Annotated in this window: 19 protein-coding genes, 1 tRNA gene and 1 riboswitch; of the genes, 14 read left to right on the top strand and 6 right to left on the bottom strand. The window is 70.6% G+C overall.

Features of this window, described 5'->3' with window-relative positions; all coding sequences use genetic code 11:
• Nucleotides 1–71: 71 nt before the first annotated feature.
• Together ABZ876_RS22635 and ABZ876_RS22630 are read left to right on the top strand one after the other, a co-directional pair.
• Complete coding sequence (locus ABZ876_RS22635; protein ID WP_361783956.1) at nucleotides 72–2,144, top strand: putative Ig domain-containing protein; 2,073 nt, start codon at nucleotides 72–74, stop codon at nucleotides 2,142–2,144.
• Nucleotides 2,145–2,320: 176 nt separating this feature from the next.
• Entirely contained in the window at nucleotides 2,321–2,884 is a 564-nt protein-coding gene (locus ABZ876_RS22630) for a hypothetical protein (RefSeq protein WP_361783953.1), read from the top strand.
• A 120-nt stretch (nucleotides 2,885–3,004) separates the two neighbouring features.
• Here the strand turns inward: ABZ876_RS22630 and ABZ876_RS22625 are convergent, their stop codons facing one another.
• Nucleotides 3,005–3,445, bottom strand: coding sequence for a type II toxin-antitoxin system PemK/MazF family toxin (locus ABZ876_RS22625; RefSeq protein WP_361783950.1), 441 nt, complete (start codon nucleotides 3,443–3,445; stop codon nucleotides 3,005–3,007).
• 246 nt (nucleotides 3,446–3,691) lie between these two features.
• Here ABZ876_RS22625 and ABZ876_RS22620 point away from each other — a divergent pair, with 246 nt between their 5' ends.
• A complete protein-coding gene (locus tag ABZ876_RS22620; RefSeq protein WP_361783947.1) occupies nucleotides 3,692–4,444 on the top strand; it encodes an MBL fold metallo-hydrolase in 753 nt (250 codons plus the stop codon).
• Between the two features lie 89 nt (nucleotides 4,445–4,533).
• Here ABZ876_RS22620 and ABZ876_RS22615 read toward each other — a convergent pair whose 3' ends face one another.
• A complete protein-coding gene (locus tag ABZ876_RS22615; RefSeq protein ID WP_361783944.1) occupies nucleotides 4,534–5,787 on the bottom strand; it encodes a PTS transporter subunit EIIC in 1,254 nt (417 codons plus the stop codon).
• 292 nt (nucleotides 5,788–6,079) lie between these two features.
• Here ABZ876_RS22615 and ABZ876_RS22610 point away from each other — a divergent pair, with 292 nt between their 5' ends.
• The 4 genes from ABZ876_RS22610 (at nucleotide 6,080) to rdgB (ending at nucleotide 8,347) form a co-directional block, all read left to right on the top strand.
• Nucleotides 6,080–6,313: a PTS glucose/sucrose transporter subunit IIB gene (locus ABZ876_RS22610; protein ID WP_234518547.1), complete on the top strand. Its 234-nt coding sequence runs from the start codon at nucleotides 6,080–6,082 to the stop codon at nucleotides 6,311–6,313.
• A gap of 94 nt (nucleotides 6,314–6,407) precedes the next feature.
• Nucleotides 6,408–7,139 carry a ribonuclease PH gene (rph, locus tag ABZ876_RS22605; RefSeq protein ID WP_361783940.1) on the top strand — a complete coding sequence of 244 codons (732 nt, stop codon included), beginning with the start codon at nucleotides 6,408–6,410 and terminating at the stop codon, nucleotides 7,137–7,139.
• Nucleotides 7,140–7,307: 168 nt separating this feature from the next.
• On the top strand, nucleotides 7,308–7,703 hold the full coding sequence (locus tag ABZ876_RS22600) for a hypothetical protein (protein WP_361783937.1): 396 nt from the start codon (nucleotides 7,308–7,310) through the stop codon (nucleotides 7,701–7,703).
• A gap of 41 nt (nucleotides 7,704–7,744) precedes the next feature.
• Complete coding sequence (rdgB, locus tag ABZ876_RS22595; protein ID WP_361783934.1) at nucleotides 7,745–8,347, top strand: RdgB/HAM1 family non-canonical purine NTP pyrophosphatase; 603 nt, start codon at nucleotides 7,745–7,747, stop codon at nucleotides 8,345–8,347.
• 71 nt (nucleotides 8,348–8,418) lie between these two features.
• Here the strand turns inward: rdgB and ABZ876_RS22590 are convergent.
• The 3 genes from ABZ876_RS22590 to bcp all read right to left on the bottom strand — a co-directional run bounded on the left by ABZ876_RS22590 (nucleotide 8,419) and on the right by bcp (nucleotide 10,174).
• Nucleotides 8,419–8,503: transfer RNA gene (locus tag ABZ876_RS22590), tRNA-Leu, on the bottom strand.
• Nucleotides 8,504–8,545: 42 nt separating this feature from the next.
• On the bottom strand, nucleotides 8,546–9,565 hold the full coding sequence (locus tag ABZ876_RS22585) for an HNH endonuclease signature motif containing protein (protein ID WP_361783931.1): 1,020 nt from the start codon (nucleotides 9,563–9,565) through the stop codon (nucleotides 8,546–8,548).
• 141 nt (nucleotides 9,566–9,706) lie between these two features.
• On the bottom strand, nucleotides 9,707–10,174 hold the full coding sequence (gene bcp, locus ABZ876_RS22580) for a thioredoxin-dependent thiol peroxidase (protein ID WP_361783929.1): 468 nt from the start codon (nucleotides 10,172–10,174) through the stop codon (nucleotides 9,707–9,709).
• Between the two features lie 162 nt (nucleotides 10,175–10,336).
• Here bcp and ABZ876_RS22575 point away from each other — a divergent pair, with 162 nt between their 5' ends.
• From ABZ876_RS22575 to ABZ876_RS22565, 3 genes are all read left to right on the top strand, one after another.
• Complete coding sequence (locus tag ABZ876_RS22575; RefSeq protein ID WP_361783926.1) at nucleotides 10,337–10,675, top strand: DUF3618 domain-containing protein; 339 nt, start codon at nucleotides 10,337–10,339, stop codon at nucleotides 10,673–10,675.
• Nucleotides 10,676–10,757: 82 nt separating this feature from the next.
• Nucleotides 10,758–11,060, top strand: coding sequence for a co-chaperone GroES (locus ABZ876_RS22570; RefSeq protein WP_361784267.1), 303 nt, complete (start codon nucleotides 10,758–10,760; stop codon nucleotides 11,058–11,060).
• Nucleotides 11,061–11,151: 91 nt separating this feature from the next.
• Nucleotides 11,152–11,210: riboswitch (guanidine-III (ykkC-III) riboswitch) on the top strand.
• Nucleotides 11,211–11,254: 44 nt separating this feature from the next.
• On the top strand, nucleotides 11,255–11,575 hold the full coding sequence (locus ABZ876_RS22565; RefSeq protein WP_234518534.1) for a multidrug efflux SMR transporter: 321 nt from the start codon (nucleotides 11,255–11,257) through the stop codon (nucleotides 11,573–11,575).
• Between the two features lie 37 nt (nucleotides 11,576–11,612).
• Here ABZ876_RS22565 and ABZ876_RS22560 read toward each other — a convergent pair whose 3' ends face one another.
• Nucleotides 11,613–14,039 carry a transglycosylase domain-containing protein gene (locus ABZ876_RS22560; RefSeq protein WP_361783923.1) on the bottom strand — a complete coding sequence of 809 codons (2,427 nt, stop codon included), beginning with the start codon at nucleotides 14,037–14,039 and terminating at the stop codon, nucleotides 11,613–11,615.
• Nucleotides 14,040–14,242: 203 nt separating this feature from the next.
• Here ABZ876_RS22560 and ABZ876_RS22555 point away from each other — a divergent pair, with 203 nt between their 5' ends.
• The 4 genes from ABZ876_RS22555 to ABZ876_RS22540 all read left to right on the top strand — a co-directional run bounded on the left by ABZ876_RS22555 (nucleotide 14,243) and on the right by ABZ876_RS22540 (nucleotide 17,943).
• A complete protein-coding gene (locus tag ABZ876_RS22555) occupies nucleotides 14,243–15,043 on the top strand; it encodes an ABC-2 family transporter protein (RefSeq protein ID WP_361783920.1) in 801 nt (266 codons plus the stop codon).
• A gap of 136 nt (nucleotides 15,044–15,179) precedes the next feature.
• On the top strand, nucleotides 15,180–15,983 hold the full coding sequence (locus ABZ876_RS22550) for an ABC transporter permease (protein ID WP_361784264.1): 804 nt from the start codon (nucleotides 15,180–15,182) through the stop codon (nucleotides 15,981–15,983).
• A gap of 7 nt (nucleotides 15,984–15,990) precedes the next feature.
• Complete coding sequence (locus ABZ876_RS22545; RefSeq protein WP_361783917.1) at nucleotides 15,991–16,992, top strand: ATP-binding cassette domain-containing protein; 1,002 nt, start codon at nucleotides 15,991–15,993, stop codon at nucleotides 16,990–16,992.
• A 33-nt stretch (nucleotides 16,993–17,025) separates the two neighbouring features.
• Nucleotides 17,026–17,943, top strand: coding sequence for a DUF1707 domain-containing protein (locus ABZ876_RS22540; protein ID WP_361783914.1), 918 nt, complete (start codon nucleotides 17,026–17,028; stop codon nucleotides 17,941–17,943).
• Nucleotides 17,944–17,946 lie beyond the last annotated feature (3 nt).

Here is a 17,946-nt window from a genome sequence, read left to right as displayed (position 1 = left end):
GCTGTGGCTCCGCGTACGGCCCCACCCAGGTCTGCGCGGCGCCGGCCTCAAACCGAGAGAGGCAGCACCTCATGCGTGAGTCACGCCCGAGCAAGCGGCGACGGAGCCTGCGAAGACTCCTGACCGCCGCCGTCCCCGTTCTGTCCCTCACCGTCGCCGGTCTCATGGCGGCACCGGCCGCCGGCGCCCACGGCGCCCCCGGCACCGCGCACTCCTCCCACTCCGGCCGCGTCACCCAGAACGCCAAGGCGCTGACGGACCCCAAGGCACAGACCGTCCACGCCACCGGCAAGGCGGGCCAGAAGGTGCCGACCGAGCACCTGTGCGGCAAGCCGAGCGCGGGCCACGCGTCCTGCTTCGCCCAGCGGCGCACCGACATCAGGCAGCGGCTCGCCGCGGCGGTGGCCGCCGCGCCCTCCGGCCTGAGCCCCGCCAACCTGCACAGCGCCTACAGCCTGCCCTCGACGGGCGGCTCCGGCCTCACGGTCGCGGTGGTCGACGCGTACAACGACCCCAACGCCGAATCCGACCTGGCCACCTACCGCTCGACCTACGGCCTCTCGGCGTGCACGAAGGCCAACGGCTGCTTCAAGCAGGTCGGCCAGACCGGCTCCACCACCTCGCTCCCGGCGAACGACACCGGCTGGGCCGGCGAGGAAGCGCTCGACATCGACATGGTCAGCGCCGTCTGCCCCAACTGCAACATCATCCTCGTCGAGGCCGACTCGGCGACGGACACCGACCTCGGCACCGCGGAGAACGAGGCCGTGGCGCTCGGCGCGAAGTTCGTCTCCAACAGCTGGGGCGGCTCCGAGTCCTCCTCGCAGACCAGCGAGGACACCTCGTACTTCAAGCACCCGGGTGTCGCCATCACCGTCTCCTCGGGTGACGAGGCCTACGGCGCCGAGTACCCGGCGACCTCCCAGTACGTGACCGCCGTCGGCGGAACCGCGCTGACCACCGCCTCCAACTCACGCGGCTGGAGCGAGTCGGTCTGGAAGACCAGCAGCACCGAGGGCACCGGCTCCGGCTGCTCCGCCTACGACACCAAGCCGTCCTGGCAGACCGACACCGGCTGCACCAAGCGCATGGAGGCCGACGTCTCCGCGGTCGCCGACCCGGCCACCGGCGTCGCGGTCTACGACACCTACGGCGGCTCCGGCTGGGCGGTCTACGGCGGCACCAGCGCCTCGGCGCCGATCATCGCGGGCGTCTACGCGCTCGCCGGCACCCCGGGCTCGAGCGACTACCCGGCGAAGTACCCCTACTCCCACACCTCGAACCTGTACGACGTAACGAGCGGCAGCAACGGCTCCTGCTCCACCTCGTACTTCTGCACCGCGGGCACCGGCTACGACGGCCCGACCGGCTGGGGCACCCCCAACGGCACGGCCGCCTTCTCCTCCGGCGGCGGCAGCGGCAACACGGTGACCGTCACCAACCCGGGCAGCCAGTCCACCACGGCCGGCAGCCCGGTCAGCCTCCAGATCTCGGCCACCGACAGCGCGGGAGCGACCCTCGCCTACAGTGCCACCGGTCTGCCGACCGGCCTGTCGATCAACAGCTCGACCGGCCTGATCTCCGGCACCGCCTCCACGGCGGGCACCTACAACGTGACCGTCACCGCCCAGGACTCCACCGGCGCCTCCGGCTCGGCGTCCTTCACCTGGACGGTCGGCTCCTCCGGCGGCACCTGCACGGGCGCCCAGCTGCTCGGCAACCCCGGCTTCGAGTCCGGCAACACCACCTGGACCGCCACCAGCGGCGTCATCACCGACGACAGCGGTGAGGTGGCGCACAGCGGCTCCTACAAGGCCTGGCTCGACGGCTACGGCTCCCGCCACACGGACACCCTGTCCCAGTCGGTGACCATCCCGTCCGGCTGCAAGGCCACCCTCACCTTCTCTCTGCACATCGACACGTCCGAGTCCGGCAGCACCGCCTACGACAAGCTGACGGTGACCGCCGGCTCCCAGACCCTGGCGACGTACTCGAACGTCAACGCCGCCTCGGGCTACGCCCAGAAGACCTTCGACCTGTCCTCGCTGGCCGGTTCCACGGTCACCGTGAAGTTCAGCGGGGTCGAGGACTCCTCCCTTCAGACCAGCTTCGTCGTCGACGACACGGCGCTGACGACCGGCTGACCCATCCCGCGCACCTCGGTACGAAGGGCCCCGGCCGTACATACGGCCGGGGCCCGGTGGCGGTCGGGCGGGGAAGCTGATGCGCTGGAGACAGGGATCCCGATGCACTGGAGAAACGTCACAGCAGCGCAAGGACCAGAACACCGGGCACGGGCTTGAGGAAAGGCGGCCGCCCCATGCGCCGTACGACCCCCCACGGGACCATCACCACCACCCTCGTCGCCGCTGCGGTGCTGCTGCTCGCGGGATGCGGCGGCCGGCACGGCGGGGCGGCAGACGCCGGGGGAACCCCGTCGCGGCAGACGGCCGCACCCTCGGCCTCCCCGTCGGCCTCGCCCTCCGTGTCCCCCTCGATGTCCCCCTCCGTCCCACCCTCGGCATCCACTCCGGTTCCGCCGTCCCCCACGGCGACCGGAAGGGGCTGCACGCCCGAGGTCCGGCTCACCGCCGCGGACACGGGCCGCACCGTGTGCCTGACGGCGGGCGGGCGGATCCGCCTCACCCTGGACGGCAGCGAGGACCGGCCCTGGAGCCCGGTCACCGCCACGGGCGGCGCGCTGAAGGCCGCCAATGCCGGCATCGGCAGCCGGTCCGGTGACACCGTCGCCGCCTTCGAGGCGGTCGCTCCCGGAACGGCACGGCTTGCCGCGACCCGCCCTCTGTGTGCCAAGCGCCCGGGCCAGACGTCGTGCCTGGGCATCGAGCAGTGGACGGTCACGGTGACGGTGACCAAGCCATGAGACCGCCGGGCCATGAGACCGCCGGGCCGTGAAGCCCGCAGACCATGAAGCCCAACGCCATGAAGCGCCAAGTGCTGAAACCCCAAGCCCTGAAGCCGCTCACTCCGTACCGCCGCCGGCTCACCCGGCGAGGTAGCGCACCTGGTCCCACAACGCGGGGTCCACCACGCCCAGCCGCCGCCGGAAGTCCCACAGCGGCACGTCCCGCAGTTCGTCCGTCTCCAGGAAGCTGGGCCGGCCGTGGGCGTCGGCCACCGTGCCCGGCGGCAGCGGGATCACCCCCGCGCGCTCGTCGTGGAACCTGCTGGTGATCTCGGCGACCGTGGCGCTGTCCCCGTGCACCGTGAGCACCAGACACGGCCGCTCCCGGCCGTCGGCCCGGCCCTGGGAGGGCACGTCCGCCCACCAGATCTCGGCGGGCCGCGGATGCGCCCGGGCACGGCCGGCCGGACGCGCGGCCGCACGGCGGCGCCGCCCGCCGCGCCCCCACCCGTCCACCAGCGTCGCGACCAGCGCGAGCAGCACCACCGCCGCCAGCGCCAGCCACCAGGAGGTGTCCATATGGATGACGGTACCGGCGCGTGTACCAGGACGCCCGCCCTTCCCAACTCCCGCGCGCTCTTTGGTAAGCCCGCTGCGCCCCGGGTCCAGCCGAACCGGTGACACCGCAGGTGAGTTCGCCCACAACGGCCCCTGGTGGAGGAGCGACCCGCCGTTTTGCGCCTTACGCTCGACGGACCGCACGACCCCCGTCACCGTCCCCGTCCCTGCCTTCTGCACTTATCGCCATGCGGAGGTTCCAGCTTTATGAAGCTCACCGTCGTCGGCTGCTCGGGGTCGTTTCCGTCCGCGGACTCGGCCTGCTCGAGCTACCTCGTCGAGGCCGACGGCTTCCGGTTGCTCCTCGACATGGGCAATGGCGCCCTGGGCGAGCTGCAGCGCCACTGCGGTCTCTACGACCTCGACGCGATCTTCCTCAGTCATCTCCACGCCGACCACTGCATCGACATGCTCGGGTACTTCGTCGCGCGCTACTACCGCCATGACGGCGGCCGCGCGGACCCCATCCCGGTCTACGGCCCCGAAGGCACCGAGCAGCGCCTGACCACCGCCTATGCCGACACCCCCTCGGCCTCCTCGATGAGCGAGGTCTTCGACTTCCACACGGTGAAGCCGGGCACGTTCGAGATCGGGCCCTTCACCGTCCACACGGAACGCGTGCGCCACCCCGTGGAGGCGTACGCCATCCGCCTCGAGTACGGCGGCAGGTCGCTCACGTACTCCGGCGACACGGGCCCGAGCGAGCTCCTGGAGAGCCTCGCCCGCGACACGGATCTCTTTCTGTGCGAGGCCGCCTTCACCCACGGCAAGGAGGACATCCCGGACCTCCACCTCAACGGCCGAGAGGCCGGCGAGACGGCCGCCCGCGCCGGCGCCCGCCGTCTGGTCCTCACGCACATCCCCCCGTGGACCGACCCACAGGTCAACCTGGCGGACGCCCGCGCCGTCTACTCGGGGCCGGTGGAGCTGGCGGCGCCACGGGTCTCGTACGAGGTCTAGCCCGCCGTACCGGAACCCGCACCCCTGAACGCCCGAAGGCCCCGGAACCTCATCACGGTTCCGGGGCCTTCGAGTCGCTCGGGACGTGCTCACGCCTTTGTGAGGTCCTCGACCTCCTCCTCGGGCTCGCGGCCCGGGGTGGGGAGATTGAACTTGGTGATCGCGAAGCGGAAGACGAAGTAGTAGATCGCCGCGAACACCAGGCCGATCGGGATGATCAGCCAGGGTTTGGTCGCCAGGTTCCAGTTGAGCGCGTAGTCGATGAAGCCCGCGGAGAAGTTGAAGCCGGCGTGGACACCCAGCCCCCAGGTGACGGCCATCGACACCGCGGTCAGTACCGCGTGCAGGGCGTACAGCAGGGGCGCGATGAACATGAACGAGAACTCGATCGGCTCGGTGACACCGGTGACGAACGAGGTCAGCGCCAGGGAGATCATCATGCCCATCACGGCCTTGCGGCGCTCGGGGCGGGCGGTGTGCGCGATGGCGAGGGCCGCGGCCGGCAGGCCGAACATCATGATCGGGAAGAAGCCGGACATGAACATTCCGGCGCTCGGGTCGCCGTGCAGGAAGCGCTGGTAGTCACCGGTGAAGACCTGACCCGCGCCGTCCTTGAACGTGCCGAGCTGGAACCACGCCACGGTGTTCACGAACTGGTGCATACCGATCGGGATGAGGGCACGGTTGACCAGGCCGAAGAGGGCCGAGCCCGTGGCGCCGAGCCCGGTCATCCACTCGCCGAAGCTGGTGATGCCATCGCCGATCGGCTCCCAGACGAGGCTGAAGAAGACGCCCACGAGCGCGCCGACGAAGGCCATCAGGATCGGCACCAGCCGGCGGCCGTTGAAGAAGCCGAGCCAGTCGACGAGCTTGGTGCGGTGGAACCGCTGCCACATCACGGCCGAGAGCAGACCCATGATGATGCCGCCGAGCACACCGGGGTTGTTGTACGTCGCCGCGACGATCGAGCCCTTTTCGATGTGCTCAGGCGTCAGCGGGAACGCCTCGAGCACCTTGCTGTACACAAGGAAGCCGACCAGCGCGGCGAGCGCGGTGGAGCCGTCCGACTTCTTGGCGAAGCCGATCGCGACGCCTATGCAGAACAGCATCGGCAGGCTGCCGGTGATGGCACCGCCGGCCGCGTTGAACACGGCGGCGACCTTGTCCCAGCCGAGGCCGTCCTTGCCGAAGATGTCGTCCTGGCCGAGCCGGACCATGATGCCCGCCGCCGGCAGTACGGCGATCGGGAGCTGAAGACTGCGGCCGACCTTCTGCAGGCCCTGGAACAGACCGGATCCCCGCTTCTTTGCGGGGGCCGCCGTGGTTGCGGTGGCGGTGCTCATAGTTCCTCCATGTGGCGGGTGCTGCCGGGGGACGGGAAGGGGGATGAAAGGGGCGAACAGCACCCACGTGGTCTACACCACTCACTGGTGTAGACCTGTTGTAGCACGGTCAAGGCGAGATAAGGAACCCATGAATTCTGCGACCAAGCGCATAACGGCAGCAATGCTCATAGAAGGAGAAATAGGACACATCGCGGCTTCGTCGCGAGCGGAACCGTGCTTGGCGGCCCTTCCACCAGTGGTGTAGACCAGGATTACCGCGACACAGCGGCTCGGATCAGGGAGAGAAGACATGGCCAGCAAGGCTGAGAAGATCGTTGCCGGGCTCGGCGGCATCGACAACATCGAAGAGGTCGAGGGCTGCATCACCCGGCTCCGCACCGAGGTCAACGACCCCTCGCTGGTCGACGAGGCCGCCCTCAAGGCCGCGGGCGCCCACGGCGTCGTCAAGATGGGAAGCGCCATCCAGGTCGTCATCGGCACCGACGCCGACCCGATCGCCGCGGAGATCGAAGACATGATGTGACCGCCCAGGACCGAAAAGGTCCGGCGCTCACCCGCGAGGGGCCCGTTCCACCGGGGGACGGGCCCCTCGCGCGCGTACGGATAGGCTCGGACCCATGTCTCGAATCGACGGCCGCACCCCCGACCAGCTCCGCCCCATCACCATCGAGCGCGGCTGGAGCAAGCATGCCGAGGGCTCCGTCCTCGTCTCCTTCGGTGACACGAAGGTCCTCTGCACCGCCTCCCTCACCGAGGGCGTCCCCCGCTGGCGCAAGGGCAGCGGCGAGGGCTGGGTCACCGCCGAGTACGCCATGCTGCCCCGCGCCACCAACACCCGCGGCGACCGCGAGTCGGTCAAGGGCAAGATCGGCGGCCGTACGCACGAGATCAGCCGCCTCATCGGCCGCTCCCTGCGCGCCGTCGTCGACTACAAGGCGCTCGGCGAGAACACCGTCGTCCTCGACTGCGACGTCCTCCAGGCGGACGGCGGCACCCGCACCGCGGCGATCACCGGCGCCTATGTGGCCCTCGCCGACGCCGTGGCATTCGCCCAGCGCAAGAAGCTGGTCAAGCCCGGCCGGAAGCCGCTCACCGGCACCGTCTCGGCCGTCTCCGTGGGCATCGTCGGCGGCGTACCCCTCCTCGACCTCTGCTACGAGGAGGACGTCAAGGCCGAGACCGACATGAACGTCGTCTGCACCGGCGACGGCCGCTTCGTCGAAGTCCAGGGCACGGCCGAGGCGACACCCTTCGACCGCAAGGAACTGACCGCCCTCCTCGACCTCGCCGTCGCGGGGTGCGACCGACTGGCGGCGCTCCAGTGCACGGCACTCGAGGCAACCGTGTAGCGCTCTCCCGCGTTTTCACGGGTAGCCGCACAGCCGACGCGGCGGGGCGCCGGGGACTACCGCGCGCCCTGCCCGCGGCCCCGTACGCCTGGCCAGGCGTCGCAGGCACCGGACCGGCCGGTGCCTCCACGGGAGACCGCGGCACCGTCAACGGGGAGGAACCGTTCCATGGCCGCGCGCCATCGCCGCACCACCGCCGCAGCGTTCGCCGTCGTCGCCGTACTCGCCGCCGCGGGCGCGAGCACCGGCTGCGACGCCGTCGGCAAGGCGATCGACTGTGTACAGACCGCCGACGCGATAGCCGACAGCGTCACCGACCTCCAGCAGGCCGTCGAGAACGCGGCGAACGACCCGACCCAGGCGGACGCCTCCCTGAACTCCATCGAGAACGACCTCGACAAGATCGGCGACAAGACGGACGACGTCGACGTCAACAAGGCGGTCGACCACCTCCGCAAGGCCGTCGCGAACGTCCGCGACGCCATCAAGAACGGCGACAAGACCCCCGACGTCGGCCCCGTGACGGACGCGGCCGGCGAACTGACGAAGGTCTGCACCTCCTAGGCCCTCTCACCGGCACCGGCGGCGCACGGATACTGGAGGGCATGACCCGCCTGATCCTCGCCACTCGCAACGCCGGAAAGATCACCGAACTCAGGGCGATCCTCGCCGAAGCGGGGCTCCCGCACGACCTCGTCGGCGCGGACGCCTACCCCGACATCCCCGACGTCAAGGAAACCGGAGTCTCCTTCGCCGAGAACGCCCTGCTCAAGGCTCACGCCCTGGCCCAGGCGACGGGGCTGCCGGCCGTGGCCGACGACTCCGGCATCTGCGTGGACGTCCTGGGCGGCGCCCCCGGCATCTTCTCGGCACGCTGGGCGGGCCGGCACGGCGACGACCGGGCGAACCTGGAGCTGCTTCTGGCCCAGCTCGCCGACATCGACGACCCCCACCGGGGCGCCCACTTCGCCTGCGCGGCCGCCCTGGCCCTCCCGGACGGCACCGAGCGCGTGGTCGAGGGCCGGCTCAGGGGAATCCTCCGGCACGCCCCGTCCGGCGCCAACGGCTTCGGCTACGACCCGATCCTCCAGCCGGAGGCCGAGACACGCACCTGCGCGGAACTGACCCCCGCGGAGAAAAACGCGATCAGCCACCGGGGAAGGGCGTTCCGGGCACTGGTGCCGGTGGTGCGGGAGCTGCTGGGCTGAGGGGCCGGTCTGCCGCAGGGCACTGAAAGGCCCGGTCCGCTTGCGTGGACCGGGCCTTGATCATGTCTTTGTGCGGTCGGTGGGACTCGAACCCACACGGGATTTCTCCCACGGGCACCTAAAACCCGCGCGTATCGCCTATTTCGCCACGACCGCACTAAAACGGACATTCAGCCTGGCTGTGCCGCTTCGTGCCGTTCAGTGTACGGGGGAGTCCGTCCGCCTCGCGGGGCGCCCGCCCTTCTGGCGGCACCATGTTGCGGTCAGCGAATGGCAGTTCGGGCATAAGTACCTCAGGTTCTCGATGCGGTTGTCCAGCCAGTCACCGTTGATGTGGTCGATCTGGAGCGTGATCGGCTGCGCCAGCCACTGACCCTCGTTCCCGCACGACGTGCACCGGTAAGGGACGCCTGCCGCCTGGAGGGCCGTATGCAGGCGTGCCCGGTTGGGGCGCGCGGAGCCCACGGGCAGGATCACCAGCACACGTTCGGGCGCGCAGGTGCGGGGAGCCGTCCGCGTGCCGCCCCACGGGCGCCGTACGAAGTGACTGGTGTCCAAGCCGAGTTGGGCCGCCTGACGGCGGACGCGTCGATGATTGGTGTCGTTCACCTCGAGTCCCAGCGCACGCATGACATCGGCGTAGCTCGTGGCCCTGGCCACGGCCGCGCGCAGAGCGTCCGCGGGGATGGTCAGGCGGGCGTTGCGGAAGTGGGCGGTGTCGATGTCCCGCTCCCGGAGCATCCGCCCCAGTGCCGCGCGCGACCGGCTGTCGTCGGGGATTCCGAGGATCCGGGCCGCTCCGCGCACGCTTCGGGCGGACGTGGCGGCGGCTCGAAGTTCGTCGTCGGTGAACGGAAGGTCCACGTGCGGGCGGTCGATGCCCGGGAAGTGGCTGATGTCGATGCCGGCTGCGGCTATGCGGCGCCGGATGTGCGCGAGGGTGCCGGTCGCCGGTGTGGCGCCGAGCTTCAGTGCGACCTCGCGCAATGTCGTGGACGACGCCGCCGCTGCGGCGATCGCGGCGTCCGGATATCTGTGCCACGGGCTGCGCTGCTTGAAGTGGCCGGTGTCGATGCCGTGGGCGGCGACTCGTTCCTGCAGTACGCGCCGCTGTCCTCCGCTCGGCTTGAGGCCGAGGTGGCGCATGAGGTCGTTCCACGTGTGGGACCGGGCGACGGCCGCTGCCAGCGTGCCTCGGTCGTATGTGCCGGTGGCCATCGGACTCCCTCCGTCTTCGGCCGCGTGTTCGTCGTCTCGCACCGAGTAACGAACCGTTTATCGGACAGTCACGGCCGTAATGCGGAACGGCTCGTACCGACGTGTTCGGTGCGAGCCGTTCCGGGAGGCGGGAGTGGGGGTCTAGAGGGCCAGGTCCTTGATGATCTTCGCCACATGCCCCGTCGCCTTCACGTTGTACAGGGCCCGCTCGACCTTGCCCTCCTCGTCCACGATCACCGTGGAGCGGATCACACCGACGACGGTCTTGCCGTACAGCTTCTTCTCGCCGAACGCGCCGTACGCCTCCAGCACCTTCTTGTCCGGGTCGGCGACGAGGGTGACCTTCAGGTCCTCCTTCTCACGGAACCTGGCGAGCTTCTCCGGCTTGTCGGGCGAGACGCCGATGACGTCGTAGCCGGCGCCCGCGAGCAGCTGAAGGTTGTCCGTGAAGTCGCACGCCTGCTTGGTGCAGCCGGGGGTAAGCGCAGCGGGGTAGAAGTACACGATGACCTTGCGGCCCTTGTGGTCGGCCAGGGAGACCTCGTTGCCGTCGGCGTCCGGCAGGGTGAAGGCGGGGGCGGTGTCGCCGGGCTGGAGTCGCTCGCTCATCGTTACCTCGCAGGCAGGGGGCGGTTACCCGACGAGCCTAATCCGCTTCCGGCCGCTCCGGAGGGGTGCCGATGGGTGCGCCCGGCGCGAAGCTGACAGACTGTCGACCACAGATGCAGGAATTGCGCGGAACACGTCGCAAACGACCACGGAGGATGCGCGGTGGCGGACACGTCGAGCACACCGGACACCAGAACTCCGGCGCAGATCGAGGCGGACATCAAGCGCCGCCGCGAAACGCTGGCCGAGACGCTCGACGAGATCGGCGTCCGGGTGCACCCGAAGACGATCGTCGGGGACGCCAAGGCCAAGGTCGTCTCCCATGTCGACAACACGCTCGGGAGGGCGTACGTCGGTGCGAACCGGGTCGTCAGCCAGGTGAAGGGACAGCTGGTCACGGAGGAGGGCGCGCCTCGGCTGGAGCGCATCGTGCCCGTGGCCCTGGTCGTGGTGGGGGTCGTGGGCCTGCTCGCCCTCGGCTCCCGGCGGCGCAAGGGCTGACCCGGCCGCGCGCGAAGCCGTCGGAGACAGGTAGGTTCGGGGCGTGAGCGAGAAGAACCACCACGACAAGTTGCCCATCCGGATGCTGCACGACCGCGTGCTGGTGCGGCAGGACGCCGCCGAGGGCGAGCGCCGGTCCGGCGGCGGCATCCTGATCCCCGCGACCGCGGCCGTCGGCCGGCGCCTCGCCTGGGCCGAGGTCGTCGCGGTCGGGCAGAACGTGCGGACCGTGGAGCCGGGCGACCGGGTGTTGTTCGACCCCGAGGACCGGGCCGAGGTCGAGGTGCGCGGGGTTCCGTACGCCCTGATGCGCGAACGGGACCTGCACGCCGTGGCGGCGGACCGCTTCGAGGGGTCGGAGGACTCCACGGGGCTGTATCTGTAGAACCCTGTCCTCGAGCCCGCGGAGAATCGGCGGGTGCAAGGAGCCGGTGACCCAGGTCACCGGCTCCTTTTCCGTTCCGTTGCTAAGTTGGACGGGCCCACGAGGGACCCGACGAGACGCGCCGTACCGGGACCGCAAAGACGACGCACCCCTGTTGATCACCGGAACACGTCACCGGAACGCGGAGGTGCCCCATGGCCTGGGTCCTGCTCGTCCTCGCCGGCCTGCTCGAGGTCGGCTGGTCGGTCGGCATGAAGTACACCGACGGATTCACCCGCCCGTGGCCGAGCCTCGCCACCGGCGCGGGCATCGTGGCCAGCATGCTTCTGCTGTCGTACGCCGCGAGGTCCCTGCCCATCGGGACGGCGTACGGCGTGTGGGTGGGCATCGGCGCGGCCGGTGCGGCGGTGCTGGGCATGACCGTGCTCGGGGAGCCCGCGACCGCCGCGCGGATCTTCTTCGTGGGGCTGCTGCTGGTGGCCGTGGTGGGGCTGAAGGCGACCTCGGGTCACTGACCCCGCGGACCGCGCCACGGCCGCCCGGCCACCTCGCTCAGAACCCGACTCCGCCCGTGGCCCCGCCCGTCCCGTCCGCCCCGCCGTCGCCGGTGGTGCCGCCGCTTGTGGGGGTGCCCGTGGTTCCGCCTGTGCCGGTGGTGCCTCCCGCGCCGGTGGTGCCGCCCGTGCCCGTGGCACCGCCGTCACCGGTGGTGCCTCCGGCGCCGGTGGTGCCACCGGTGTCCGTGGTGCCACCGGTCCCGGTGGCACCGCCGGTGTCGGTCGGGCCGCCCGTGCCGGGAGTGCCGCCGTCGGTCTGGCCCTGGTTCTGGCCCTGGTCCTGGCCCGGGGTGCTCGGGCCGCCCGTCGTGCCGCCGTTGTCCTGGGTGCCGGTGGTGCCCGGCTGCCGGCCCGTGGGGCCCGTGGAGGGCTCCAGGGTCTGGTCGGCGCCGGCCTGGAGCTGGAGGTCGAAGTCCTTCACCGGCTTGTCCTTCAGGGCGGCCTTGGTGAACTGCGCCCAGATCTGCGCGGGCGCGCCGCCGCCGTTGATGCGGGGCAGGCCCATCGCGCCGTACAGCGACTTGTGGGCGGCCGTGACCGGGTCCTGGCCCATCACGGAGACCACCGTGGCGAGGTCGGGGGTGTAGCCCGCGAACCAGGCCGCCGTGTCCTCCTCCGCGGTGCCGGTCTTGCCGGCGGCGGGGCGGCCGGCGGCCAGGGCGTTGGTCGCCGTGCCGTTCTCGACGACGCTCCGCAGGACCGAGGTGGTGGTGTCGGCGGCCTCGCGGCTGACGGCCTGGACGGTCTTGCGCTCGGGCAGCCGGACCACGTCCGTGCCGTCCTTGGTGATCTTGCGGATCAGTGTGTACGTGCTGTGCTCGCCGTGGTTGGCGAGTGTCGCGTAGGCCTCCGACATGTCCAGGACGCTGGCGGTGGCCGTGCCGAGCGCGATGGACGGGTAGGGGTTCAGGTCCCTGGTGCCGGACGGGATACCGAGGCCGACCGCGGTCTGCTTGACCTTCTCCGGACCGACGTCGACGGCCATCTGCGCGTACACGGAGTTGACCGACTTGTCGGTGGCGGTGCGTACGGTGATGTCGCCGTAGGAGCGGCTGTCCTCGTTCTCGGGGGCGTAGCTGCCGCCGTTCCAGCCCTGGACGGGGCGCTGGTTGGTGCCGTCGTAGACGGTGTTGGGCGTGATGGGGCGGCCGTCCTGGGTCTGGGAGCGGTTCTCCACGGCCGAGGTGAACACGAACGGCTTGAAGGTGGAGCCCACCTGGAAGTCGCCGCGCGTGGCGTTGTTCGTGTACTGCTGCACATAGTCCATGCCGCCGTACAGGGCGACGACCTCGCCGGTGCGGGGGTCGACGGCGGCGCCGCCCGCGCGGACATAGGTGTCGACCTTGCGGTTCTTCTTGTCGAGCTTGGACATCAGCTGGTCGTCGACCGCGCTGACGAAGGCGTCCTGCCTGCTCTTCTGAAGCGTGGTGGTGATGCGGTAGCCGCCGGCGGCGAGCTCGTCCGGGTCGACGATCTTGTTCTCGAGGACATAGTCCTTGATCGCGTCGAGGAGGTAGCCGCGCTGGCCGGACAGGCCGGTGGAGAGGGTGGCCTCCCTGGGCATGGGGAACTTCATGCCGGTGCGTTCGGAGGCGCTGAGCCAGCCCTTCTTGACCATGCCGTCGAGGACGTAGTTCCAGCGGGCTTCGGCGGCGCTCTTGTTCTCCGGGTGCGCGACGACGTCGTACTCGCTGGGCGCGTTGAGCAGCGCGGCGAGGTAGGCGCCCTTGGCCGCGTCGAGGTCCACGGCGTCGACGCCGTAGTAGGCCCGGGCCGCGGCCTGGATGCCGTAGGCGTTGCGGCCGAAGAAGCTGGTGTTGAGGTAGCCCTCGAGGATGTCGTTCTTGCTCTTCTCGCGATCCAGCTTGATCGAGATGAAGAACTCCTTCACCTTGCGGGTGACGGTCTGCTCCTGGCCGAGGTAGTAGTTCTTGACGTACTGCTGGGTGATCGTGGAGCCGGACTGCCTGCCCTTGCCGGTGGCGGTGTTCCAGCCGGCGCGGATCATCGCCTTGGGGTCGACGGCGGACTCGGTGTAGAAGTCGCGGTCCTCGGCGGCCAGTACGGCGTGCTGGGCGGTCTTGGAGATCTGGGCGAGGCCGACGTTCTCGCGGTTGACCTTGCCGTCGCGGGCGATCTCGGTGCCGTCCGCGTACAGGTAGACATTGCTCTGCTTGGTCGCCAGCGCGTTGGCCGGCGGGATCCTGACCATGGAGTAGCCCAGGGCGAACAGGCCGACGAGCAGCAGGATCCCGACGACGCAGGTGCCGAGCACCGTCTGCCAGGTCGGGATCAGCCGGCGCCATCCGGTGCGCCCCCGCTTCGGCTTCCCGCCGGGCTGCGGGTCCAGGGCCGCGGGTGCCGGCGGCTCTGTGGACGCCACGCCCTTGCTGCTCTGCTGCGGCTGCGGCTCGTCGCTCATCGTGGTGCCGGACTCCCGTTTCGCGTCGTACGTTCCCGTACGCCCTCATACGCCATGTGCGCCCCCTGATGAAGACTGTCGCACCAACCGTTCCGTTCCCGGTACGGCGGACCTGCTTTACCGGGAAAACGTGTGGTACGCCACTTCGTCCGCGCGCTAGGCTCCTGCGCTTCGCTCCGGCATGCGTCGAAGGAGGTGATCCCGTGGGGACAGGGCGGCTGTACGCCGCTGTCGCCGCCGGTGGTTTCCGGCGGTACGCGACCTACCGGACCGCGACCGCGGCAGGGGTGTTCACCAACACGGTCTTCGGATTGATCTTGGCATACACCTATCTCGCCCTGTGGCACGAACGGCCTCATCTGGGGGGGTACGACGAGGCGCAGGCGTTGACGTACGTATGGGTCGGGCAGGCGCTGCTGATGACCGTCTCGGTGATGGGCGGCGGCTTCGAGGACGAGCTGGTGGAGCGCATCCGAACCGGTGACATCGCGATCGACCTGTACCGGCCCGCCGACCTCCAGCTGTGGTGGCTGGCCGGGGACCTGGGCAGGGCCCTGTTCCATCTGCTGGCGAGGGGTGTGCTCCCGATGGTGGTCGGCGCGTTCCTCTTCCCGCTCGCCCTGCCCTCCCGCCCGCTGGTCTGGGCGGCCTTCCTGGCGGCCGTCACGCTGGGCGCGGTGGTCAGCTTCGCGATCCGCTTCCTGGTCGCGCTCACCGCGTTCTGGCTGATGGACGGGGCGGGCGTGACGCAGATCTGCTGGATCACGGCGATGTTCTGCTCGGGGATGCTGCTGCCGCTGAACGTCTTTCCGGGCGTGCTCGGCGAGATCGTGCGCGCCCTGCCCTGGGCGTCGCTGATCCAGGCGCCCGCGGACGTGCTGCTGGGCGCGGCGGACCCGCTGGCCGTCTACGCCCGCCAGCTGGCCTGGGCCGTGGTGCTGCTGGCGGCCGGGCGGATGCTCCAGTCGGCGGCGACGCGCAGGGTGGTGGTGCAGGGTGGCTGAGGAGACGTACGGGGGCGTGTACGCGGACGCGGAGACGGCCCGGGTCCGGCGTTCCCCCGCCCACCGGGAACGGCCCTCTCCGGCCCGCCGGGACGGGCCTTCTCCGGCCCACCCGGCCGAGGGGACGTACGGCCGGGTGCGCGAGGGCCTGCGCGCCTACCGGTTGATCACCGCGATGTGGATCCGCTCCACGATGGCCTACCGGGCCTCGTTCGTGATGAACACGTTCGGCAACCTCGTGGCGACCGCGCTGGACTTCGTCGCGATCCTGCTGATGTTCTCGCGGGTCGACGTCCTCGGCGGGTACCGGCTGCCCGAGGTCGCCTTCCTGTACGGCCTCTCGGCGACCGCGTTCGGGCTCGCGGACCTCGCGATCGGCTCCATGGACCGGCTGGGACGCCGGGTGCGCGACGGCACGCTGGACACCCTGCTGGTGCGCCCCGCTCCGGTGCTGGCGCAGGTCGCCGCGGATCGCTTCGGCCTGCGCCGGCTCGGCCGGGTGACCCAGGGGGCAGGCGTCCTCGGGTACGCGCTCTGCGCGGTCGATGTCACCTGGACCCCGCTCAAGGTGGTGCTGGTCCCGCTGACGCTGCTGAGCGGCGGCCTGATCTTCTGCGCGCTGTTCGTGGCGGGCGCGGCCTTCCAGTTCGTCGCGCAGGACGCCTCCGAGGTGCAGAACTCCTTCACCTACGGCGGTCAGACGCTGTTGCAGTATCCGCCCACCGTCTTCGCGAAGGAACTGGTGCGCGGGGTGACCTTCGTGCTGCCGCTCGCCTTCGTCAACTGGCTGCCCGCGCTGTACGTACTGGGCCGGCCCTACCCGCTCCACCTGCCGGCCTGGGTCGCCTTCGCCCCGCCGCTGGTGGCGGCGGGCTGCTGCGCGGCGTCGGGGCTGGCCTGGCGCGCGGGACTGCGTTCGTACCGGAGCACGGGGAGCTGAGGGACTCATGGACGGTGGTTTCCTGCACGACGGCGGTTCGCCGCAGGAGGATGGCTTCATCGCACTGGACCGCGTGGAGAAGGTCTTCCATGTGCGCAAGCGGACCGGTTTTCTCAGGAGCGAGCGGCGGCAGGTGCGGGCCGTCGACGCGCTCTCCTTCACCGTGGCGCGCGGCGAGATGGTCGGCTACATCGGTCCGAACGGCGCCGGGAAGTCCACCACGATCAAGATGCTGACGGGGATCCTCACCCCGAGCGGCGGCCGGCTGCGGGTGGCCGGCATCGACCCCGCCCGCGAGCGGGCACGGCTCGCCCGGCGCATCGGGGTGGTGTTCGGCCAGCGGACGACCCTGTGGTGGGATCTGCCGCTGATCGACTCCTACCGGCTGATGCACCGGATGTACCGCATCCCGGACGGGCGTTACCGCGAGAACCTGGACCGCCTCGTCGAACTGCTGGAGCTGGGCGTTCTGCTGGACGTGCCGGTGCGGCAGCTGTCGCTGGGGCAGCGGATGCGCGGCGACATCGCGGCGGCGCTGCTGCACGACCCCGAGGTGCTCTACCTCGACGAGCCGACGATCGGCCTCGACGTGGTCTCCAAGGCCAAGGTCCGCGCATTCCTGCGGGAGTTGAACACCGAGCGTGGCACGACGGTGCTGCTGACCACGCACGACCTCCAGGACATCGAGCAGCTGTGCTCCCGTGTGATGGTCATCGACCACGGGCGCCTGGTCTACGACGGTGCCCTGGCCGGGCTGCACGAGGTGGGCGACAGCGAGCGCACCCTCGTGGTGGACCTGGAACGGGAGCTGCCGCCGATCGAGGCGCCGCCCGCGCGCGTGGTGCGGGTCGAGGGGCCGCGGCAGTGGCTCGCCTTTCCGGCGTCCCGGTCGGCGGCCCCGCTGGTGGCGCGAATCGCCGCGGAGTATCCGCTGGTGGACCTGTCGGTGCGGGAGCCGGACATCGAGGCGGTGATCGCGCGGATGTACGCCGAGAGGACTTCGGCGTAGTCCGGCGCGCGGGGAACTCGTAGGCTGAGGCCCATGACCGACGCCGTGTCTTCCGGGGGACGTGACGATCAGCGGGTGACGCCGCCGGATTCCGCATCCCCCGCCCAGGATCTCCGTGCCTCCGACGCCGACCGTGAGCGGGTCGCCGAGGTCCTGCGGGACGCTCTCGCCGAAGGCCGTCTCGACATGGGGGAGTTCGAGGAGCGGCTGGAGGCGACGTACCAGGCGCGGACGTACGGCGAACTGGCGCCGATCACCCGGGATCTGCCGGCCGCGGGCGTCGGCGCCCCTGCGGTGTCGCTGGTCAAGGAGCCCGAGGTGAGCGGGAGTTGGCGGGAGCGGATCGTCGGCGGCGAGGGGTCGTCCTCGTGGGCGGTCGCCGTCATGTCCGGTTTCCAGCGCAAGGGGCGCTGGACGGCGCCCCGGCGGTTCAACTGCTTCGCCTTCTGGGGCGGCGGTGAGATCGATCTGCGGGAGGCGTATTTCGCGGACCGTGAGATCGAGATCAACTGCGTGGCGATCATGGGCGGGATGAATGTGATCGTGCCGCCGGGCGTCGAGGTCGTCGTGCGCGGCATCGGGATCATGGGCGGCTTCGACCATCGCGAGGAGGGCACGCCCGGTGAGCCCGGCGCGCCGCGCGTGATCGTCACCGGGTTCGCGTTCTGGGGCGGGGTCGGCATCGAGCGCAAGCTGACCCGGGCCGAGCGGCAGCGGCTGAAGGAGGAGCGGCGCCGGGAGAAGCTGGACCGCAAGGCCGCGCGCAAGGAGCTGGACGCCTCCCGCCGTGAGGGTCCGGACGGCCTCCAGGGCCTGCTCGACGCCCGCGAGGCCCTGGAGGAGCACCGCGAGCTGCTGCGCGAGCGCCGCGAGGAGCGCCGGGGGCTGCACCGGGAGCGCCGGGAGTCCCGCCGCGAGGAGCGGGACCGGCGCCGGTACGGGGATTACTGAAGC

Source organism: Streptomyces sp. NPDC046931 (assembly GCF_040644655.1).
Lineage (GTDB): Bacteria > Actinomycetota > Actinomycetes > Streptomycetales > Streptomycetaceae > Streptomyces.
Note: the sequence above shows the minus strand (reverse complement) of the source record. Positions and strands in the feature narration are given on the sequence as shown.

What these genes read in the sequence shown, in the direction of transcription:
- ABZ876_RS22620 (WP_361783947.1), top strand. Translation starts at nt 3,692, where the DNA reads ATGAAGCTCACCGTCGTCGGCTGCTCGGGGTCGTTTCCGTCCGCGGAC.
- ABZ876_RS22630 (WP_361783953.1), top strand. Translation starts at nt 2,321, where the DNA reads ATGCGCCGTACGACCCCCCACGGGACCATCACCACCACCCTCGTCGCC.
- ABZ876_RS22540 (WP_361783914.1), top strand. Translation starts at nt 17,026, where the DNA reads ATGACCGACGCCGTGTCTTCCGGGGGACGTGACGATCAGCGGGTGACG.
- rph (WP_361783940.1), top strand. Translation starts at nt 6,408, where the DNA reads ATGTCTCGAATCGACGGCCGCACCCCCGACCAGCTCCGCCCCATCACC.
- ABZ876_RS22610 (WP_234518547.1), top strand. Translation starts at nt 6,080, where the DNA reads ATGGCCAGCAAGGCTGAGAAGATCGTTGCCGGGCTCGGCGGCATCGAC.
- ABZ876_RS22585 (WP_361783931.1), bottom strand. Translation starts at nt 9,565, where the DNA reads ATGGCCACCGGCACATACGACCGAGGCACGCTGGCAGCGGCCGTCGCC.
- ABZ876_RS22565 (WP_234518534.1), top strand. Translation starts at nt 11,255, where the DNA reads ATGGCCTGGGTCCTGCTCGTCCTCGCCGGCCTGCTCGAGGTCGGCTGG.
- ABZ876_RS22570 (WP_361784267.1), top strand. Translation starts at nt 10,758, where the DNA reads ATGCTGCACGACCGCGTGCTGGTGCGGCAGGACGCCGCCGAGGGCGAG.
- ABZ876_RS22600 (WP_361783937.1), top strand. Translation starts at nt 7,308, where the DNA reads ATGGCCGCGCGCCATCGCCGCACCACCGCCGCAGCGTTCGCCGTCGTC.
- ABZ876_RS22615 (WP_361783944.1), bottom strand. Translation starts at nt 5,787, where the DNA reads ATGAGCACCGCCACCGCAACCACGGCGGCCCCCGCAAAGAAGCGGGGA.
- bcp (WP_361783929.1), bottom strand. Translation starts at nt 10,174, where the DNA reads ATGAGCGAGCGACTCCAGCCCGGCGACACCGCCCCCGCCTTCACCCTG.
- ABZ876_RS22625 (WP_361783950.1), bottom strand. Translation starts at nt 3,445, where the DNA reads ATGGACACCTCCTGGTGGCTGGCGCTGGCGGCGGTGGTGCTGCTCGCG.
- ABZ876_RS22635 (WP_361783956.1), top strand. Translation starts at nt 72, where the DNA reads ATGCGTGAGTCACGCCCGAGCAAGCGGCGACGGAGCCTGCGAAGACTC.
- ABZ876_RS22560 (WP_361783923.1), bottom strand. Translation starts at nt 14,039, where the DNA reads ATGAGCGACGAGCCGCAGCCGCAGCAGAGCAGCAAGGGCGTGGCGTCC.
- rdgB (WP_361783934.1), top strand. Translation starts at nt 7,745, where the DNA reads ATGACCCGCCTGATCCTCGCCACTCGCAACGCCGGAAAGATCACCGAA.
- ABZ876_RS22545 (WP_361783917.1), top strand. Translation starts at nt 15,991, where the DNA reads ATGGACGGTGGTTTCCTGCACGACGGCGGTTCGCCGCAGGAGGATGGC.